The organism is Flavobacterium sp. NRK F10, assembly GCF_024054235.1.
Lineage (GTDB): Bacteria > Bacteroidota > Bacteroidia > Flavobacteriales > Flavobacteriaceae > Flavobacterium > Flavobacterium sediminis.
Genome location: NZ_JAMXLC010000001.1, coordinates 2,631,411 through 2,648,734 on the forward strand (window position 1 = coordinate 2,631,411; position 17,324 = coordinate 2,648,734).

The following is a 17,324-nucleotide window of genomic DNA, read 5'->3' on the forward strand; positions in this document are numbered from 1 at the left end:
AAATTAAAATCAAAAATTATGAAAAAACAAATTGCTTTAATGTTGTTAGTGATAAGTTCGTCACTTATGTCTTTTGCGCAAACTACGATTAGCGGAGTAAAGGTAGATGGTAAACTTTCAATTGACGGACAGGATTTGATCTTAAACGGAGCCGGGCTGAGAGAGAAGTTATGGATAGACTTGTATGTAGGGGCGTTGTATCTTCCTAAAAAATCGAACAGTGCAAATGATATTATGGCAAGTGCAGACGGCGCAGCAATAAAATTAACGATTGTTTCAGGAATGATTACTTCTGAAAAAATGATCAATGCCGTTAATGAAGGATTTGAAAATGCAACAAAAGGAAATACAGCGTCGATAAAAACAAAAATTGAAAAATTTAAGTCTTTTTTTAGTGAAGAAATTAAGAAAGGAGATCAGTTTTTAATTGTCAACGTACCGGGAACCGGAATTGTAGTATATAAAAATGGTGTTAAAAAAGGTTCTATCGATGGACATGACTTTAAAAAAGCACTTTTCGGAATCTGGTTATGCGATAAGCCGGCTGATAAAAATTTAAAAGCAGGTATGTTGGGAAAATAAACCTGTTGGTATAAAAGATAATCTGAAGCGTTCTTAATTGAGAACGCTTTTTTTGTAAAATGTACTATTGCTATCCAAAATCTTTTCCTCTGTTTTTCTTTTCTCTTTTTTAAAAACTACCTTTGTTAAATGTTGTATTTTATAGAAGTAGTTTTGCCATTGGCGGTTGCCAAAACTTTTACATACCAGGTTTCCGAAGCAGAGTTTGATTTCGTACAAATTGGTATGCGGGTTGCTGTCCCCTTTGGTAAAACCAAAATTTATACAGCATTGATCGTCGGAAAACACAATACACCACCGCAATTATATCAACCCAAAGAAATTCATCAGATATTAGATGAGAAACCTATTGTAAATGAATTACAAATTCAACATTGGAATTGGGTTGCAGATTATTACATGTGTACTATAGGAGATGTGTTTAAAGCGGCGGTGCCGTCCGGATTTATTCTGGAAAGTGAAACACAACTACTGCCTAAAGAAGTAGAAAACCTTCCGGATCATCAATTAAAGGATGATGAATATCTTATTCTGGAAGCGTTACGACATCAGTCATCTATTACGTTACAGGAAGTTGTTAAAATCTTAGGAAAAAAAACAGTAATACCGACAATTAACTCGTTATTGTCAAAAGGGGCAATTGCGCTACATGAAGAAATGACAGAGCAATACAAGCCTAAATTGGTTCGCTATATTAAGCTTCACGTTATTTACCACCAACAAGAGCACCTGTTGGAATTGCTGGAAATACTGTCAAGAGCGCCTAAGCAACGAGAGTTGGTTCTGCATTATTTTCAATTGCATGTAAGAGAGCGAAAACCTATTGCTGTTAAAGAATTAATGGAGAGTTCAGGAGCTAGTATAGCAGTGATAAAAGCCTTAATTGATAAAGATGTATTTGAAGAATATTATATTCATGAAGATCGAGTACAATTTGAGAAAAAAGAAGATGCTTCTTTTGAATTGAGTTTGGCACAGGCTGCCGCCTTTTCAGCCATTGAAAAAGGATTTCAGCAACAGAATGTAATGCTATTGCATGGCGTTACAGCATCCGGTAAAACGGAGATTTACATCAAGCTTATAGAGCAGTTCTTAAAAGAGGAACAGCAGCAAGTGTTGTTTCTGTTGCCGGAAATTGCTTTGACAGCTCAATTGGTACAACGGCTGACGGCTTATTTCGGAAATCAGATTGCTGTTTTTCATTCAAAATACTCTAACAATGAAAGGATAGAGGTCTGGAATAATTTATTACAGAATTCTGAAAATGCACGGGTTGTAATAGGGGTCCGAAGTGCTTTATTTTTGCCTTTTTCTGATCTGGGGTTAATCGTGGTAGATGAAGAACACGAGCAAACATTTAAGCAAAAAGATCCGGCACCGCGTTATCATGCCAGAGATGCTGCTGTCGTTCTAGCTAAATTGCACAATGCAAAAGTCTTATTGGGAAGTGCTACACCAAGCCTAGAATCGTATTACAATGTGAAAACAGGAAAATACGGTTTAGTGGAGTTGAAAGAACGTTACGGAAATGTTGTGCTGCCTGAAATTCAGCTAATCGATCTGAAAGATAAATATTTCAGAAAGCGAATGACAGGGCATTTTTCGGATGTTTTACTGGAAAATATAAAAGAGACGGTTCATAACGGAGAGCAAGTGATCTTGTTTCAAAACAGACGAGGCTTTTCTCCTTATGTAGAATGTTTAACCTGCGGGCATGTTCCACATTGCCCGAGTTGCGATGTCAGTTTAACGTACTATAAGTATAAAAACCAGCTTAAATGTCATTATTGCGGGTATAATATCGCTAATCCGACCCATTGTCATAGTTGTAATTCTTTAGATCTGAATGCAAAAGGCTTCGGAACGGAGCAAATAGAACAAGAATTGGTACGACTATTTCCGGATAAAAAAATAGGACGAATGGACCAAGATACAACCAGAGGAAAGTTTGGTTTTGAAAAAATAATCGATTCATTCAAGAACAGAGAATTTGATATTTTGGTGGGAACCCAAATGTTAGCCAAAGGTCTGGATTTTGATAATGTAACTTTGGTCGGTATACTGAATGCGGATAACTTACTGAATCAGCCCGATTTTAGAGCTTATGAAAGAGCTTTTCAGCTATTGACACAAGTATCGGGCAGGGCAGGGCGAAAAGAGAAAAAAGGGAAAGTACTGATCCAGACCTATAATCCGTATCACAATACAATACAGCAAGTGGTTAATAATGATTATGCAGCAATGTTTCAGGAACAACTATACGAACGAAAGAATTTTAAATATCCTCCTTTTTATCGCATCATCCGATTAACCTTGAAACACAAGGATTATGATAAATTGAAAGAAGGTTCGCTTTGGATGTATAATGTGTTGAAACAACATTTGAATATTCCTGTTTTAGGACCGGAGGAACCAATGGTGAGTAAGATTCGAAACGAATACCTGAGAACTATTTTGGTTAAAATTCCGGCTGAGAACCACTTGGGAAAAACAAAAAAAACTATCCAAAAGATTTTGAATAGTTTTGAAGCGGTTTCACATTACCGAAGTATAAAAGTTTCGGCTAATGTAGATTATTACTAAAGACTTTCTATAGCTTTAGTGATTGTGTCCTTTTTGTTTCTGCTGATTGGTATTTTTGTACTGCCGATTTCTGCAAATTTACTGTTGAACTTGTCTATGCGTTCCACATTGACAATATACGACTTGTGAACACGTACAAATTTGCCGTCCGGAAGTTCATTTTCAAAAGATTTCATAGTCGACAGGACTAAGTGGTTGTCATCGTCTGTAATGATCTTAATATAATCACCGAAGGCTTCTACCCATTTTATTTTAGCGGTGTAAATTTTTAGTTTTTTAAGATTACTCTTGATGATGATAGCCTCTCCGAGATCTTCATGTGAATCGGTTCTTAACTGGTGTAATTCCAGAGCTTTTTTGACCGCTTTTAAAAAACGTTCCTTTGAAATAGGTTTTTGTAAAAAATCAGTAGCTTCATAATCAAAAGCTTTTACAGCATAATCTGCTTTTGATGTGATAAAAATAATTTGAGGTTTAATTTTTAATCCGTCTAATAAATCAAAGCCGTTGATCAACGGCATTTCAATGTCTAAGAAAATGAGATCTACAGTATTATGGTTAATACAATTCTTAGCTTCGAGAGCATTGGCGAAATCACCTATCAAATGAAGATTAGGCGATTCGTTAACAAGTTTTGTAATAGTTACTCTTTGAATAGCACTATCATCAACAACGATACAATTCAATTTCATAGGCATATAAATTTACTGTTAAATATAGTGATTTTTATTTTACAAACTAAAGCAAATAAATAAAAAAATAAGAAAAAATATAAAGGTACTTTGGATATTAAATAGAAACCATTACCTTTGCAGCCAATTTTAAATAATTTAATTATTTTTTGTATGAATCAATATGAATCTGTTTTCATCTTAAATCCCGTTTTGTCTGAGCAACAGATAAAGGAAACAGTAAGCAAGTTTGAAGATTTTCTTACTTCAAGAGGAGCTGAGATGGTATCGAAAGAGGATTGGGGCTTAAAAAAATTAGCTTACGAGATCCAACACAAGAAAAGTGGTTTTTATCACTTATTTGAATTCAAAGCACCTGGCGAAATTATTGCTGCTTTTGAAACTGAATTCCGTCGTGACGAACGCATTATGCGTTTCTTAACTGTAGCATTAGACAAACATGCTGTAGCTTGGGCAGAGAGAAGAAGAGCAAAATTAAAATCTAAATCAAACTAATTATGTCAACTTTAGAGCAATCTGCAAAAGGAAAAAAAGAGGGAGATATCAGATATCTTACTCCACTAAATATTGAAACTAACAAACAAAAGAAATATTGTCGTTTTAAAAAATCAGGTATTAAGTATGTAGATTATAAAGATCCTGATTTCTTATTGAAGTTTGTGAATGAGCAAGGTAAAATTTTACCTCGTCGTTTAACGGGTACTTCTTTGAAATATCAAAGAAAAGTGTCAGTAGCAGTTAAAAGAGCTCGTCACTTAGCTTTAATGCCGTATGTGGCTGATTTATTAAAATAATATTAATATTATAGGTTGTTGTCTCGCTTGCAGCGGGACTAACTTCTACTAATTATAAGGACAACAACATGGAACTTATTTTAAAACAAGACGTACAAAATTTAGGGTTCAAAGACGATGTTGTAACTGTGAAAAACGGTTACGGTCGTAATTACCTTATTCCACAAGGTTTTGCAGTATTAGCAACACCTTCTGCTAAAAAAGTTTTAGCTGAAAATTTAAAACAAAAAGCTCATAAAGAAGCTAAATTGATCGCTGATGCTAAGGCTATTGCTGAAGCTATCAAAGCTCTTGAGATTAAAATTACAGCTAAAGCAGGTGGTGATAAATTATTCGGTTCAGTTACTAATGCAGATATTGCTGCAGTTTTAGAAGGTAACGGACATGCAATTGAGAAAAAATTCATCACTAGCGGTATCGTTAAGAGATTAGGTAAATATAATGCTACTGTAAGATTACACAGAGAAGTAGTTGTAGAATTGCCTTATGAAATTGTTGCTGAACAAGCATAATTCATAATAAAATATTTTTTGAAAGCTCCGCAATTAGCGGAGCTTTTTTTATATTTACCTTTTGTAACCTTATACTATAGTTTGGAGGGAAATTGTTCTTCTCTTACCAAGAAAAAGCCTCTTTTTTATGAAATATATAAGATTAACCAAAGAACAACTGGAAGAACTACATCCTGAATTTATAACTTTTTTGGCTACTCAGTCTATTGATAAAAAAGAGTGGGATGTGCTAAAAGAAACTAAACCGGAAATAGCAGAACAGGAAATAGATGTGTTTTCGGATCTGATCTGGGATAGAGCACTGACTAATATTAATTTTATAGATCACTTCTCTGAAGATTATATTTTTCTGTTTAAATGTGTGGGGACAACTGTTTTTTCTTACGTGATCAATGCAACAAGTCAAGACGTTAATTTTTTAAGTGCTGAAGGGATCAATTGGCTGAGTGAGAACATAACGACCAGTGAAGTGGAGATACAAAAAGGGAAAAAAGATATCTCTATAGACAGGAATGGCTCTTTGTTTGAGATCATTAAACAAGGGGGGATAATCAGTAAGGGAGAATTGTTTACTAAATTAGAATTTCTTTTAAATCAATAAATATTTATGGATGTTTTAGCTAGAATTAAAGCTTTACGAGAAGAGTTAAATCAGCATAATTACAACTATTATGTCTTAGATAATCCCACGATCTCTGATTTTGAATTTGATCAAAAATTAAAACAATTACAAGATTTAGAAGCTCAGCATCCGGAATATTTTGATGAGAATTCGCCTACGCAGCGAGTAGGAGGGGCTATTACTAAAAATTTTGAAACAATTGCACATGAGTATCGCATGTATTCTCTGGATAATTCATATTCGAAAGAAGATGTAGTGGATTGGGTAAACAGATGCCAGAAAATATTAGGTGATGTTCCGTTAGAGTTTACCTGCGAATTAAAATATGACGGTGCTTCCATCAGTATCTTATACGAAAACGGAAAATTAAAAAGAGCATTGACCAGAGGTGATGGTTTTCAGGGAGATGATGTGACGAATAATGTAAAAACGATCAAATCGGTACCGATTCGTTTAAAAGGAGATTATCCGGATAGATTTGAAATTCGCGGTGAAATTATTTTGCCGTTAGCGGGTTTTGAAAAAATGAATCAGGATTTGATAGAAATCGGTGAAACACCATATTCTAACCCGAGAAATACAGCATCCGGAAGTTTGAAATTACAGGATTCGGCAGAAGTAGCCAAACGTCCGCTAGATTGTTTGTTGTATTCGCTAATAGGAAATAATTTACCGATCAGCACTCAGTTTGAAAGTTTACAGAAAGCCAGAGACTGGGGATTTAAAGTGCCTATACAGTCAAAATTAGTAAAATCTGTAGAAGAAGTTTTTGAGTTTATCGATTATTGGGATATCCATCGTCATGACATGCTTTTTGAAACAGACGGAGTGGTGGTAAAAGTGAATCAGGTTCAATATCAGGAAGAATTAGGCTATACGGCAAAGTCTCCTCGTTGGGCTATTGCTTATAAATTTAAAGCAGAGCAAGCTGTAACAGTTTTAAATTCTATAGCTTATCAGGTAGGAAGAACCGGTGCTATAACTCCGGTTGCAAATTTAGAACCGGTTCAGTTGGCCGGAACTATCGTGAAAAGAGCGTCATTACATAATGCCGATCAGATCGAAAAATTAGACATCAGAGTCGGAGATACTGTTTTTGTGGAAAAAGGTGGGGAAATTATACCTAAGATCATTGGAGTAGATACAACTCAAAGAAAGTCTGATTCGCAGAAAACCGTTTATATTACACATTGTCCGGAGTGTCACACGGAATTGGTAAGAAATGAAGGGGAAGCACAGCATTATTGTCCGAATTTTTACGGTTGTCCACCACAGATTATCGGACGTATTCAACATTTTATAACTCGTAAGGCAATGGATATAGAAGGTTTGGGAGGGGAAACAGTAGCTTTGCTTTATAATGCCGGATTGATCGAAAATTATGCTGATTTGTACGAATTAAAAAAAGAACAGGTTATTCCTTTAGAACGCATGGCAGAAAAGTCGGCAGACAATCTGATTAAAGGGGTTGAAAAGTCAAAACAGATTCCGTTTGAAAGAGTTTTATATGCACTAGGGATTCGATATGTGGGTGAAACGGTGGCTAAAAAGCTGGCGAAGCACTATAAGAATATTGATGCTTTAGCCAATGCTTCTTTGATGGATTTGATTTTAGTCGATGAGATCGGAGATAAAATTGCGCAAAGTGTAATACAGTTTTTCGAAAATCCGAATAATGTTGTTCTGATTGACCGTTTAAAGGGATACGGACTTCGCTTTGAAATTGAAGAGCAAGAATCAACTATGGTTTCTGATGTTTTGGGAGGAAAAGTATTTGTAGTATCCGGAGTTTTTGAAACGTATTCCCGTGATGATCTGAAAAAAGTAATTGAAGATAATGGCGGAAAAGTAGGAAGTTCAATTTCGTCGAAAACTGATTATGTGGTGGCGGGCGCTAACATGGGACCGTCTAAATTAGAGAAAGCAAATAAATTAGGGATACCGATTATCTCTGAGTATGAGTTTAATGACCTGATAAATGAAAATTGACGCTCCTTTAATAGTATATGGTTTAGCGAGTTTAATTCTGGTACTGGCAGTCGGATTGGACAATTACGACCTTATGTTGCTTGTTAAACCTGTTATTATGCCATCAATCTTTTTTGCATATTATACATGTGTAAAAGGGCAAGTAAATGTTGCTTTTACTTTGTCGTTGATCGTATTTTTTTTAGGGGATATGTTTTTGTTGATAGGCGGGGAAGAGTTCTATGAATTGATCCTTACCATCTTCTTGATACCTTATCTTTTTGTGTTGTATTTTATTTGGGGGGATTTTAAGGAAATTATGAGAACCAAAAGGAGAAGAGTGCTCGACTTTACTTTTTTTCTGGTTTTAGTTGTTTTAACGGTGTTGATTCTTTTAACACTTGATTTTCTGGAAGTAAAATCAACCATGGAATTTATCTTGTATACGTTTTTTGGCTTAGAATTAGAATTAATGGGCTGTTTAGCGGCAATGGTTTATTATAATTCAACGAATAAACGAAATTTTTATTTAACTTTGACTATCTCAACTTTTATTCTGTCAGACTTGTTTTTTGTGTTGTACAGAAGTCTTGATGAGATTATTCTGCTTAGAATAATAAATACTGCTACCCAGACCCTATCATACTATTTCTACATGAAATATTTTGTGGAAAGAGAAAGATGTTAAATAATTAGTATGATTGTAAAATTAAGAAACCCGGCACTGCTGCTGTATTTTTTGTCATATATAATGTATTTGTTTTTTTTTAAAATTTATGCTGACAAAGAAATAGCGTTGATCTTTAAGCCAATGATTGTAACTTCGATCTCCTTTTATTATTTTTTTTACAACGAAAAAAAAGTAGAAGATTACAAAGGAAAGTTACATTTTGTTATTTTGCTGTTATTGTTCATTGCAGATAATATGGCGCTGATGTTAGAAGAAATTTTTAACTTTTGGGCGTTGTTCATATACCTTGTGGTATTGATCTTACTGTTTTATATTTTGTTAGTAGATTCAAAACTATTGGAAAGAAAACAAAAGAAACTTCAATATGTAAAAGCCGGTTTGTTTTCTGTTTTTGCTTTTTCTGTTGTAGCAAAGATTATTTCGGTTTATTGGTTAACCAAAAGTTTCAGCAGTTATTACAATATTTTAGCTTATATTGTTTTAGCCATAGGAGTTTTGGTTTTAGGTTTTTATAATTTTTTGAAAAACAAAACAACCAGTTCTAAGTTCTTGCTGATTACATTTTTATCCCTTTTCGGTTCTGATATTTTGTATGTACTATATAAGTATTATACTCAAAATACATTGTGGTTGTATTTGAGCTGTGCGGTTGAAATACCGTGTTATTACTTACTTGTACGCTATTTTATCTCCAGAGATAATGAAAAGAGATTGACTATACAATAATGTTGCGGGTTGTATTGTCAAATTTTTTGTCGTTAGTAAAATAAAAATCAATTCTTCCCAGATTGATCCCGTAACATCCTACCTGATTGATGAGAACCGGCTTTCCTTCTGAATTCTTCTCAATGATCGGTTTGTCTAAGAAAGTATGAGTGTGTCCACCAATGATCAGGTCGATATCTTTAGTTTTTTGAGCTAATAAAATATCGCAAACTTTTTCAGGTTCGTTTCTGTATTTAAAACCAAGATGGGATAAGCAGATGATCAAGTCACAATGGTGTTCTTCTTTTAATTCCTTTACAATGTCTGTGGATACTTCAATCGGATCGTTGTAAACGGTTTCTTTAGATAATTTTTTATCAACTAAACCTTCTAATTGCACACCTAAGCCGAAAATACCTATTTTAACTCCGTCTTTGATAAGTATTTTATAAGGTTTTACAATTCCGTTTAATATTGTATTCTTGAAGTCGTAGTTAGCGGAAACAAAATCAAAAGCAGCATGAGGCAATTGTGCATAAAAGCCATCTATACCATTGTCAAAATCATGATTTCCCATAGTAGCTACATCATATTTCATTAGGCTCATTAGTTTGAATTCTAATTCTCCGCCATAATAGTTGAAATAAGGTGTTCCCTGAAAAATGTCGCCGGCATCTAATAGCAAAACATTTTTTTCTTCACTTCTGATCTGATCGATTAAGGAAGCTCTTCGGGCAACCCCACCCATATTCGGGTTTTTAGGATGATCTGCCGGGAACGGGTCTATGTGGCTGTGAACATCATTTGTGTGAAGAATAGTAATCTTTTTAGTTTCGGTTTTGTTAAAACTACTCAATGAAAGTCCGCCTAAAGGTAACAAAGCAGAACTAACAGCTGTTTTTTGTATAAAATCTCTTCTTTTCATGTTCACTTATTCTATAATGATTTTTTTGTCAGTTAAATTAGGAAGTGTATCAACACTTTTAAAATAGTCGATTAACAAGTTACGTAACTTGTAATCCAGATCGTATTTTTTCGGACTTTCTGTGAAAAAAGTCATGTTGTCACCGCCATTGGCTAAGTAATCAGATGTAGCAACATAATAGGTCTTTTGGTCTTCTAAAGGTTTGTTACGGATCAGGATTTTATCAACTGATTTTTCGTCTTCAGAAATGTAAATAGTGATTCCGGCTAACGGATGAGGTTTTCTGTTCTCTAAAAGATAATCAGCTATTTCTCTGATCTGAGAGCCTTTCAATTCAGCAACAATCAGACTGTTTTCAAAAGGCATTACTTCATAAGCCGTTCTTGTCGTTACATTACCTTTCGGAATTACAGATCGAATTCCGCCGTGGTTTAAAATACAAAAGTCAATAGATTTGTGTTCTCTCATCTCGAAAACTTTATCGCCTAAAGCTAAAGTAGTTTCGGCAAGCAGATTTCCGATGTTAGATTGCCATTTTCCTTTGCTTTTGTCTTGATCGACCGGATTGTAAGCTAATATACTATCAAGGTCTTTGTTGATATGATTCCGGAAAGGAGCTACAAAATTTTCAATGTCGTTTCGAGAATGTTGATTTTCATTTATATTGATATTTGAACCCTTTACTTCATAAATCTTTCCTTTGTAAGATTCGCAAGAAGTCAAGGAAAAAAATGTTAATAATATAACAAAATAGATAAATTTGATCGTATTCTTTTTTACTTTTACCATGTTCAAGATGGGTTTAAATGCTTAATTTTGCCGAAATTGTAAAATTACTATGTTTTATAAAATTATTAGCCGCTTTTTTCTAAAAAAAATAATTAATAAAAGGTTAAGTATACTTAAAGAAGATTCGTCAGAAGGAAAAATACAGACAATAGGGATTATAATTGATGAAACGGAAAAAGGATATAAAAAAGAGTTACTGAAACATATCGCAGACAGCGGTATTACGTTAAAACAACTTAAAGTACTTACATTTAAAGATGCCGTAAAGAAAAAAGGAGCAATAGAAGAACCCGGTTTTTCCGGTAAAGATATAAGTTTAACAGGTTCTGCGAAAAAGGAAGAAGTAGCTGCTTTTTTGGCAACACCATTTGACGTGTTGGTCAATTATTTTGATGAGAACAAACCGGAATTATTATGGGCAACAACCAGCTCAAAAGCTAAATTCAGAGTGGGGTTGGATAGTGTGGATTATCGGGCTAACAATGTTATTGTAAAAACCGACATGCAGGAAACCAAGTTGTTTACGAATGAATTGTTTAAATATTTAAGAATACTAAAAAAATTGTAATGCAAAAATTTTTAGGAACTGGTGTAGCATTGGTAACACCTTTTAAAAAAGATTTTTCGGTTGATACCGAAGCCTTAGTACGAATTGTTGATTATGTGATTGAAGGAGGAGTGGAATATTTAGTTGTATTGGGTACAACGGCAGAATCTGCTACATTGAACAAGCAGGAAAAAGAATTAGTGATAAAGACGGTTGTAGAAGCTAATAAAGGGAGAGTGCCAATGGTTTTGGGAGTTGGTAGTAACAATACAGCTGCAGTAGTGGAAGAATTGAAAACAAGTGATCTTTCTGCTTTTGATGCAATTTTGTCGGTTTCTCCATATTATAATAAGCCAACTCAGGAGGGAATTTACCAACATTTCAAAGCAATTGCTGAAGCATCGCCTGTTCCGGTTATCTTATATAATGTGCCGGGAAGAACTGCTAGTAATATGTTGCCTTCAACAGTGATACGTTTGGCTAAAGATTTTGAAAATATCATAGGGGTTAAAGAAGCAGCAGGGGACATTGCGCAAGCGATGCGTCTGATTCAGAATAAACCAAAAGACTTTTTAGTGATTTCTGGAGATGATATGATTGCATTACCTATGGTTTTGGCCGGAGGTGCAGGAGTGATCTCTGTGATCGGGCAAGGGTATCCTAAGGATTTTTCAGCGTTAATCCGTTTCGGTTTAGAGCGAAAAGTAGAAGAAGCTTATGCGTTACAATATAAATTAGCCGAAAGTATTGATATGATTTTTGAGCAAGGAAATCCGGCAGGAATTAAAGAAATTTTTAAATCCTTAGGAATAGCGGAGAATACCGTTCGTTTACCATTGGTAAATACAGATGAAGATTTAGCTAAAAGACTAGATGCTTTTACTAAAAAAATACAGTAAAAAAAGATTTTTGTAGTAACTAAATAATATCTAAATTTGCATTTGCTTTTTTAGATGCCTGATTTTTAAAAAAGTTAAAACCGGATAAATGAGAAAAATAATAAGTTTAGTAATAGTATCTGTTGTGTTGATTTCTTGTAGTGAATATCAAAAAGCGCTGAAAAGCGATGATGTAGCACTGAAGAATAAAGTGGCGGAACAGATGTATGAAAAAGAAAAATACAACAAAGCGATCCGTTTGTATGAGCAAGTAGCACCTGCTTTCAAAGGCAAACCCAGTGCAGAGCGAATGTTTTATTTTTATTCAAAATCATACTATAACTCTAAACAATACTATTTAGCAGGATATCAGTTTGAAAATTTTGCGGCGACTTATCCTAAGAGTGAAAAGAGAGAAGAAGCAGCGTTTTTAAGTGCAGAATGTTATTATCGATTATCTCCGGTATTTAGTTTAGATCAGTCAGATACAGATAAAGCATTGATGAAGTTGCAGAGATTTATCGATACATATCCTAATTCAGAATATTTGCCACAAGCTAATGCGTATGTAAAAGAGCTTAATGAAAAGTTAGAAAAAAAAGCATTTGAAATCGCAAAGCAATACAATACGATTTCTGATTTTAAAGCGGCATTGAAAGCGTTTGATAATTTCTTGGCAGATTATCCGGGAACGACTTATAAAGAAAAAGCTTTGTATTACCGTTTGGATTCAGCTTACAAATTAGCAGTAAATTCAGTTCCGAGTAAAAAAGAAGACCGTTTAAACTATGCTAAAGTTACGTATACGAGCTTAGTGAAGTTTAAACCGGATACAGAATACAAAAAAGAAGCTGACGATATGTTGGCAGTTATTGAAAAAGAGTTACAACAATATTCTAATATAAATTAAATCATGGATTTAAAAAAGACAACTGCTCCTGTAAATACAATTACGTATAACAAAGCTAAAATTGAAGCCCCTACCGGAAATGTTTATGAGGCTATCACAATCATTGCCAAAAGAGCAAGTCAGATCAACACTGAAATCAAAAAAGAGTTGTTAGAAAAATTAGATGAGTTTGCTACTTATAATGACAGCTTAGAAGAAATTTTTGAGAACAAAGAGCAAATCGAAGTATCTAAATTTTATGAAAAATTACCTAAACCACACGCTCTTGCCGTACAAGAATGGTTAGAAGGTAAAATTTATTATAGAGAAGCAAAATAATTAGCTTATGTCTGTTCTATGCGGTAAAAAAGTTATTCTGGGTGTATCTGGAGGTATTGCTGCATACAAAACAGCTCATTTGGTAAGACTTTTTATAAAAGCAGGTGCTCAGGTTAAAGTTGTCATGACACCTGCTTCTAAAGATTTTGTGACACCTTTAACACTCTCTACCTTATCTAAAAACCCCGTTGTTTCAGAATTTTACAATGAAGAAGAAGAGAATGCGGTTTGGAATAACCACGTTGAATTAGCTCTTTGGGGAAATTTGATGGTCATAGCTCCGGCCACAGCCAATACTTTGGCTAAAATGGCAAACGGAAATTGTGACAACTTACTTATAGCAACATATCTTTCGGCAAAATGTCCGGTTTATTTTGCTCCTGCAATGGATCTGGATATGTACAAACATCCGTCAACTTTAGATAGTTTTACTAAATTACAAAAGTTCGGAGATACCATTATTCCGGCTGAAAAAGGAGAATTAGCAAGTGGTCTTTCGGGAGAAGGTCGAATGGCAGAACCTGAAAATATTATTACTTTTTTAGAAGACGATTTATTGCAAAAGCTTCCTTTGCGAAATAAAAGAGTGCTGGTAACAGCCGGGCCTACATACGAGGCGATTGATCCGGTTCGTTTCATCGGGAACCATTCTTCAGGAAAAATGGGGTTCGATATCGCTCAGAAAGCTGCAGAGAAAGGAGCAGAAGTGATCTTAGTGTCCGGTCCGACGCATTTGCAGCTCGATAATAGTCAGGTTAAAATTGTTCGGGTACAATCGGCTCAGGAAATGTATGATGCTTGTCATGAATATTTTGATTCTGTTGATGTAGCAGTTGCTGCGGCTGCAGTTGCTGATTATCGTCCGAAAATTGTTGCGGATCAGAAAATAAAAAAGAATGATGCTACGTTTAATATAGAGTTGGAAAAAACAAAAGATATCTTAGCGTCATTGGGAGAAAATAAAAAACACCAGCTTTTAGTTGGCTTTGCTTTAGAAACAGAAAATGAAATTGAACACGCTAAGCAAAAAATTCAGAAAAAAAACTTAGATTTGATTGTGCTTAATTCGCTGAACGATTCAGGAGCCGGTTTTGGACATGCTACTAATAAAGTAACATTTATAGATGCACAGTTTAATATACAGGCTATGGAATTGAAGTCAAAAGAAGAAGTGGCACAAGATATCATTAATAAAATTTTGGAGATACAACATGCGTAACGTTTTAAGAATTCTGGTTTTAGTTTTAGGTTTTATATCGGTAAGTTCTGCTCAAGAACTGAATGCAACTGTTTCGGTTAATTACCAACGAATGACAGATGTAAATCCCCAAATTTTTAAGAATTTAGAAACTAAGGTCAGAGAATTTCTTAATAATACCCGTTTTACAGACCTGAACTTTGAACAGCACGAAAGAATCGAATGTAATTTCTTTATCAATGTTGCGGAGTTTAATTCTAATAATATTCAGGCAACATTACAAGTACAATCGTCCAGACCTATTTATAATTCCACCTATAGTTCACCGGTTTTAAATATTAATGATAAAGATTTCGGATTCCAGTTTTTGGAATATGAACAGTTGGTTTACGATCAAAATAATTTTACGTCAAATTTGATCTCCGTTTTAGCTTTTTATGCCAATATCATTATTGCGGTAGACAGAGATACTTTTGAAGAAAAAGCGGGTACAAAATATTTACAGTCTGCTTTAGCAATATTAAATTTAGCACAACCTAAAGGTTATAAAGGTTGGTCGCAAAATGAAAATACAAATACCAATCGTTACTTTTTGGTCTCAGATATGATGTCTAATACCTATGAAGCGTTTAGAAAAGCTATGTATGAATATCATTTACTGGGGTTGGATACTATGGCAGCAGATCAAGCTAAGGCTAAAGAAGAGATTGGCAAAGCAATAGAAACATTATCTGCTATTCAGAGTTTCAGACCTAATGCTTTTCTGACACGTGTGTTTTTTGATGCCAAAGTGGATGAAATAGTGTCTGTTTTTTCAGGCGGGCCAAATTACAATACCGTTACACTAAAAGAAACATTGAATAGAATTTCTCCGTTAAATTCTGCAAAATGGAGTAGAATTCGTTAAAAATCAGTTTTTTGCTATGCTTTTAACTTTAGCTATAAAGAACTATGCACTTATCGATTCGTTAGAAATTAATTTCTCGGATCGTTTTTCCATTATTACAGGAGAAACCGGTGCGGGTAAATCAATCTTGTTAGGAGCTCTTGGACTGGTTTTAGGAAATAGAGCCGATTTAAGTTCGCTTAAAGATGAAGAACAAAAGTGTGTGGTAGAAGCACATTTTGATGTAAGTAAATACGATCTGAAAAGCGTTTTTGAAGCTAGTGATTTCGATTATGAAGAGGTAACGATCATCAGGAGAGAGATATTGCCTTCCGGTAAATCCAGAGCCTTTGTAAATGATAGTCCTGTAAATCTTCAGGAGTTACAAGGCTTGGCTAATTTTTTATTAGACATACATTCCCAGCACCAAACCCGTGATTTGATCGATGAAAGTTACCAAATACGGATTTTAGATGCAGTTGCTCAAAACAAAGAGCTTTTGGCTGCATTTAAAAAAGATTTGGGTGTTTTTAAAAAATTACAGAAAGAACTGCAAAAATTACAAGCCGAAAAACAATCTCTTTTAAACGAACAAGAATACAACAACTTCTTATTGGAGGAATTGGTTCAGGCTAATTTAAAAGAGTCTGAACAGGAAGAGCTTGAATCAGAGCAGGAAGTTTTAAGCAATATTGAGTTTGTTAAAGAAAATATCGATAAGGTTTTGGCGTTAGCCAAAGAAGAAGAAATAGGTATTCTTTCTTCAGTCAATGAAGCTAAGAACAGTTTACAGAAATTAGCCTCGTTGTCAAAAGAATACCAAAGTTTATTTGAGCGAATCAATAGTATTTATATAGAACTGGATGATATTATAGAAGAATGTGTCGGGAAGCAGGAACAAATCGTAGACGATCCGGGGCGATTAGTTTATATTAATGAAAGACTTCAGTTCATTTATAATTTACAAAAGAAACATAACGTAAATACAGTTGCGGAACTTCTGGATATACAAAATCAATTAAGTGAAAAGGCGACTAAGTTTGACGCAATTGATTCGGAGATAGATCAGGCAGAAGCGCAAAAAGAGATCGTTTTTAACCGATTAGAGAAAACAGCCGATGAAATTTCAGGATCACGTCAGCTAACGGCGCCTAAACTGGAACAGGCATTGCTGGAAATTGTAAGACCATTAGGAATGCCCGATGCGCAGATACAGTTTGAAATAAAACCACTTGAGCAATTTTCGGAAACAGGGAAAGACAGTGTTAGTTTGTTGTTTTCGGCTAATAAAGGGATGAAACCCGGTCCGATCAAAAAAATGGCTTCGGGAGGAGAGATGTCGCGTGTTATGTTGGCGGTAAAAGCTGTATTAGCACAGTCAATAGACTTGCCGACGATTATTTTTGACGAAATAGATACCGGAGTGTCCGGAGAGGTGGCATTAAAAATGGGAGAGATCATGAAAGAGATGAGTAAAAAGATGCAGGTATTTGCCATTACTCATTTACCACAGATCGCTGCAAAAGGAAATCAGCATTACAAAGTATTTAAAAATGAAGTAGGGGGAGTGGTGAATTCTGAAATCAAGCAGTTGGATGCAAACGAAAGAGTTGTAGAGATTGCAGAAATGTTGTCAGGAAAGAATATTACTGACTCGGCATTGGCACATGCTCAGACATTATTAAATTAAAGTAGTATTTTTGTTTATTAATTACGTAAAAGAA

Annotated in this window: 19 protein-coding genes; 16 read left to right on the forward strand and 3 right to left on the reverse strand. The window is 34.6% G+C overall.

From position 1 onward, the window contains the following. The first annotated feature begins 18 nt into the window (after positions 1-18). Together NHF50_RS11935 and priA are read left to right on the forward strand one after the other, a co-directional pair. Positions 19-582 carry a chalcone isomerase family protein gene (locus NHF50_RS11935; RefSeq protein WP_109569878.1) on the forward strand — a complete coding sequence of 188 codons (564 nt, stop codon included), beginning with the start codon at positions 19-21 and terminating at the stop codon, positions 580-582. A 129-nt stretch (positions 583-711) separates the two neighbouring features. Further along, positions 712-3,165, forward strand: a complete 2,454-nt coding sequence (gene priA / locus NHF50_RS11940; protein ID WP_252776635.1) for a primosomal protein N' — start codon at positions 712-714, stop codon at positions 3,163-3,165. Here priA and NHF50_RS11945 read toward each other — a convergent pair. Further along, positions 3,162-3,857, reverse strand: a complete 696-nt coding sequence (locus NHF50_RS11945; RefSeq protein ID WP_109569880.1) for a LytTR family DNA-binding domain-containing protein — start codon at positions 3,855-3,857, stop codon at positions 3,162-3,164. The two genes, priA and NHF50_RS11945, sit on opposite strands and share 4 nt — an antisense overlap. A 153-nt stretch (positions 3,858-4,010) precedes the next feature. Here NHF50_RS11945 and rpsF point away from each other — a divergent pair, with 153 nt between their 5' ends. The 7 genes from rpsF (at position 4,011) to NHF50_RS11980 (ending at position 9,170) form a co-directional block, all read left to right on the forward strand. Further along, the gene (gene rpsF, locus NHF50_RS11950; RefSeq protein WP_109569881.1) at positions 4,011-4,352 is read left to right on the forward strand and encodes a 30S ribosomal protein S6; all 342 of its coding nucleotides are present in this window, start codon (positions 4,011-4,013) and stop codon (positions 4,350-4,352) included. A gap of 2 nt (positions 4,353-4,354) precedes the next feature. Then, positions 4,355-4,651, forward strand: coding sequence for a 30S ribosomal protein S18 (gene rpsR / locus NHF50_RS11955; RefSeq protein WP_072785428.1), 297 nt, complete (start codon positions 4,355-4,357; stop codon positions 4,649-4,651). Between the two features lie 68 nt (positions 4,652-4,719). Beyond that, positions 4,720-5,163: a 50S ribosomal protein L9 gene (rplI, locus tag NHF50_RS11960; RefSeq protein ID WP_109569882.1), complete on the forward strand. Its 444-nt coding sequence runs from the start codon at positions 4,720-4,722 to the stop codon at positions 5,161-5,163. A 127-nt stretch (positions 5,164-5,290) separates the two neighbouring features. Continuing rightward, complete coding sequence (locus tag NHF50_RS11965; protein ID WP_109569883.1) at positions 5,291-5,764, forward strand: DUF6495 family protein; 474 nt, start codon at positions 5,291-5,293, stop codon at positions 5,762-5,764. A gap of 6 nt (positions 5,765-5,770) precedes the next feature. Next, positions 5,771-7,774 carry an NAD-dependent DNA ligase LigA gene (ligA, locus tag NHF50_RS11970; protein WP_252776637.1) on the forward strand — a complete coding sequence of 668 codons (2,004 nt, stop codon included), beginning with the start codon at positions 5,771-5,773 and terminating at the stop codon, positions 7,772-7,774. Beyond that, a complete protein-coding gene (locus NHF50_RS11975; RefSeq protein ID WP_252776639.1) occupies positions 7,764-8,441 on the forward strand; it encodes a hypothetical protein in 678 nt (225 codons plus the stop codon). Before ligA ends, NHF50_RS11975 begins: the two co-directional genes overlap by 11 nt. Before the next feature lie 9 nt (positions 8,442-8,450). Beyond that, positions 8,451-9,170 carry a hypothetical protein gene (locus tag NHF50_RS11980; RefSeq protein ID WP_252776640.1) on the forward strand — a complete coding sequence of 240 codons (720 nt, stop codon included), beginning with the start codon at positions 8,451-8,453 and terminating at the stop codon, positions 9,168-9,170. Here NHF50_RS11980 and NHF50_RS11985 read toward each other — a convergent pair. Both NHF50_RS11985 and NHF50_RS11990 read right to left on the reverse strand, forming a co-directional pair. Next, the gene (locus NHF50_RS11985; protein WP_109569887.1) at positions 9,160-10,074 is read right to left on the reverse strand and encodes a bifunctional UDP-sugar hydrolase/5'-nucleotidase; all 915 of its coding nucleotides are present in this window, start codon (positions 10,072-10,074) and stop codon (positions 9,160-9,162) included. The two genes, NHF50_RS11980 and NHF50_RS11985, sit on opposite strands and share 11 nt — an antisense overlap. Positions 10,075-10,080: 6 nt before the next feature. Further along, complete coding sequence (locus NHF50_RS11990) at positions 10,081-10,863, reverse strand: 5'-nucleotidase C-terminal domain-containing protein (protein ID WP_109569888.1); 783 nt, start codon at positions 10,861-10,863, stop codon at positions 10,081-10,083. Between the two features lie 49 nt (positions 10,864-10,912). Between NHF50_RS11990 and NHF50_RS11995 the strand changes: the two genes are divergently transcribed. The 7 genes from NHF50_RS11995 (at position 10,913) to recN (ending at position 17,290) form a co-directional block, all read left to right on the forward strand. After that, positions 10,913-11,431, forward strand: coding sequence for a hypothetical protein (locus tag NHF50_RS11995; RefSeq protein WP_252776642.1), 519 nt, complete (start codon positions 10,913-10,915; stop codon positions 11,429-11,431). Then, positions 11,431-12,309, forward strand: a complete 879-nt coding sequence (dapA, locus tag NHF50_RS12000) for a 4-hydroxy-tetrahydrodipicolinate synthase (protein ID WP_252776644.1) — start codon at positions 11,431-11,433, stop codon at positions 12,307-12,309. Before NHF50_RS11995 ends, dapA begins: the two co-directional genes overlap by 1 nt. Before the next feature lie 88 nt (positions 12,310-12,397). Continuing rightward, on the forward strand, positions 12,398-13,198 hold the full coding sequence (locus tag NHF50_RS12005; protein WP_109569890.1) for an outer membrane protein assembly factor BamD: 801 nt from the start codon (positions 12,398-12,400) through the stop codon (positions 13,196-13,198). Between the two features lie 3 nt (positions 13,199-13,201). Next, the gene (locus NHF50_RS12010; protein ID WP_109569891.1) at positions 13,202-13,516 is read left to right on the forward strand and encodes a DNA-directed RNA polymerase subunit omega; all 315 of its coding nucleotides are present in this window, start codon (positions 13,202-13,204) and stop codon (positions 13,514-13,516) included. Positions 13,517-13,523: 7 nt separating this feature from the next. After that, a complete protein-coding gene (gene coaBC, locus NHF50_RS12015; RefSeq protein ID WP_252776646.1) occupies positions 13,524-14,735 on the forward strand; it encodes a bifunctional phosphopantothenoylcysteine decarboxylase/phosphopantothenate--cysteine ligase CoaBC in 1,212 nt (403 codons plus the stop codon). Continuing rightward, positions 14,728-15,621, forward strand: coding sequence for a DUF4835 family protein (locus NHF50_RS12020; protein ID WP_109569893.1), 894 nt, complete (start codon positions 14,728-14,730; stop codon positions 15,619-15,621). The genes coaBC and NHF50_RS12020 overlap by 8 nt, the downstream gene beginning before the upstream one ends. Positions 15,622-15,637: 16 nt before the next feature. Beyond that, positions 15,638-17,290 carry a DNA repair protein RecN gene (gene recN, locus NHF50_RS12025; protein WP_252776648.1) on the forward strand — a complete coding sequence of 551 codons (1,653 nt, stop codon included), beginning with the start codon at positions 15,638-15,640 and terminating at the stop codon, positions 17,288-17,290. The last annotated feature ends 34 nt before the right edge of the window (positions 17,291-17,324 follow it).

Bases quoted from the DNA above. Each gene is read 5' to 3' on its own strand.
- NHF50_RS11935 (WP_109569878.1), top strand. From the start codon at position 19: ATGAAAAAACAAATTGCTTTAATGTTGTTAGTGATAAGTTCGTCACTT.
- priA (WP_252776635.1), top strand. From the start codon at position 712: ATGTTGTATTTTATAGAAGTAGTTTTGCCATTGGCGGTTGCCAAAACT.
- NHF50_RS11945 (WP_109569880.1), bottom strand. From the start codon at position 3,857: ATGAAATTGAATTGTATCGTTGTTGATGATAGTGCTATTCAAAGAGTA.
- rpsF (WP_109569881.1), top strand. From the start codon at position 4,011: ATGAATCAATATGAATCTGTTTTCATCTTAAATCCCGTTTTGTCTGAG.
- rpsR (WP_072785428.1), top strand. From the start codon at position 4,355: ATGTCAACTTTAGAGCAATCTGCAAAAGGAAAAAAAGAGGGAGATATC.
- rplI (WP_109569882.1), top strand. From the start codon at position 4,720: ATGGAACTTATTTTAAAACAAGACGTACAAAATTTAGGGTTCAAAGAC.
- NHF50_RS11965 (WP_109569883.1), top strand. From the start codon at position 5,291: ATGAAATATATAAGATTAACCAAAGAACAACTGGAAGAACTACATCCT.
- ligA (WP_252776637.1), top strand. From the start codon at position 5,771: ATGGATGTTTTAGCTAGAATTAAAGCTTTACGAGAAGAGTTAAATCAG.
- NHF50_RS11975 (WP_252776639.1), top strand. From the start codon at position 7,764: ATGAAAATTGACGCTCCTTTAATAGTATATGGTTTAGCGAGTTTAATT.
- NHF50_RS11980 (WP_252776640.1), top strand. From the start codon at position 8,451: ATGATTGTAAAATTAAGAAACCCGGCACTGCTGCTGTATTTTTTGTCA.
- NHF50_RS11985 (WP_109569887.1), bottom strand. From the start codon at position 10,074: ATGAAAAGAAGAGATTTTATACAAAAAACAGCTGTTAGTTCTGCTTTG.
- NHF50_RS11990 (WP_109569888.1), bottom strand. From the start codon at position 10,863: ATGGTAAAAGTAAAAAAGAATACGATCAAATTTATCTATTTTGTTATA.
- NHF50_RS11995 (WP_252776642.1), top strand. From the start codon at position 10,913: ATGTTTTATAAAATTATTAGCCGCTTTTTTCTAAAAAAAATAATTAAT.
- dapA (WP_252776644.1), top strand. From the start codon at position 11,431: ATGCAAAAATTTTTAGGAACTGGTGTAGCATTGGTAACACCTTTTAAA.
- NHF50_RS12005 (WP_109569890.1), top strand. From the start codon at position 12,398: ATGAGAAAAATAATAAGTTTAGTAATAGTATCTGTTGTGTTGATTTCT.
- NHF50_RS12010 (WP_109569891.1), top strand. From the start codon at position 13,202: ATGGATTTAAAAAAGACAACTGCTCCTGTAAATACAATTACGTATAAC.
- coaBC (WP_252776646.1), top strand. From the start codon at position 13,524: ATGTCTGTTCTATGCGGTAAAAAAGTTATTCTGGGTGTATCTGGAGGT.
- NHF50_RS12020 (WP_109569893.1), top strand. From the start codon at position 14,728: ATGCGTAACGTTTTAAGAATTCTGGTTTTAGTTTTAGGTTTTATATCG.
- recN (WP_252776648.1), top strand. From the start codon at position 15,638: ATGCTTTTAACTTTAGCTATAAAGAACTATGCACTTATCGATTCGTTA.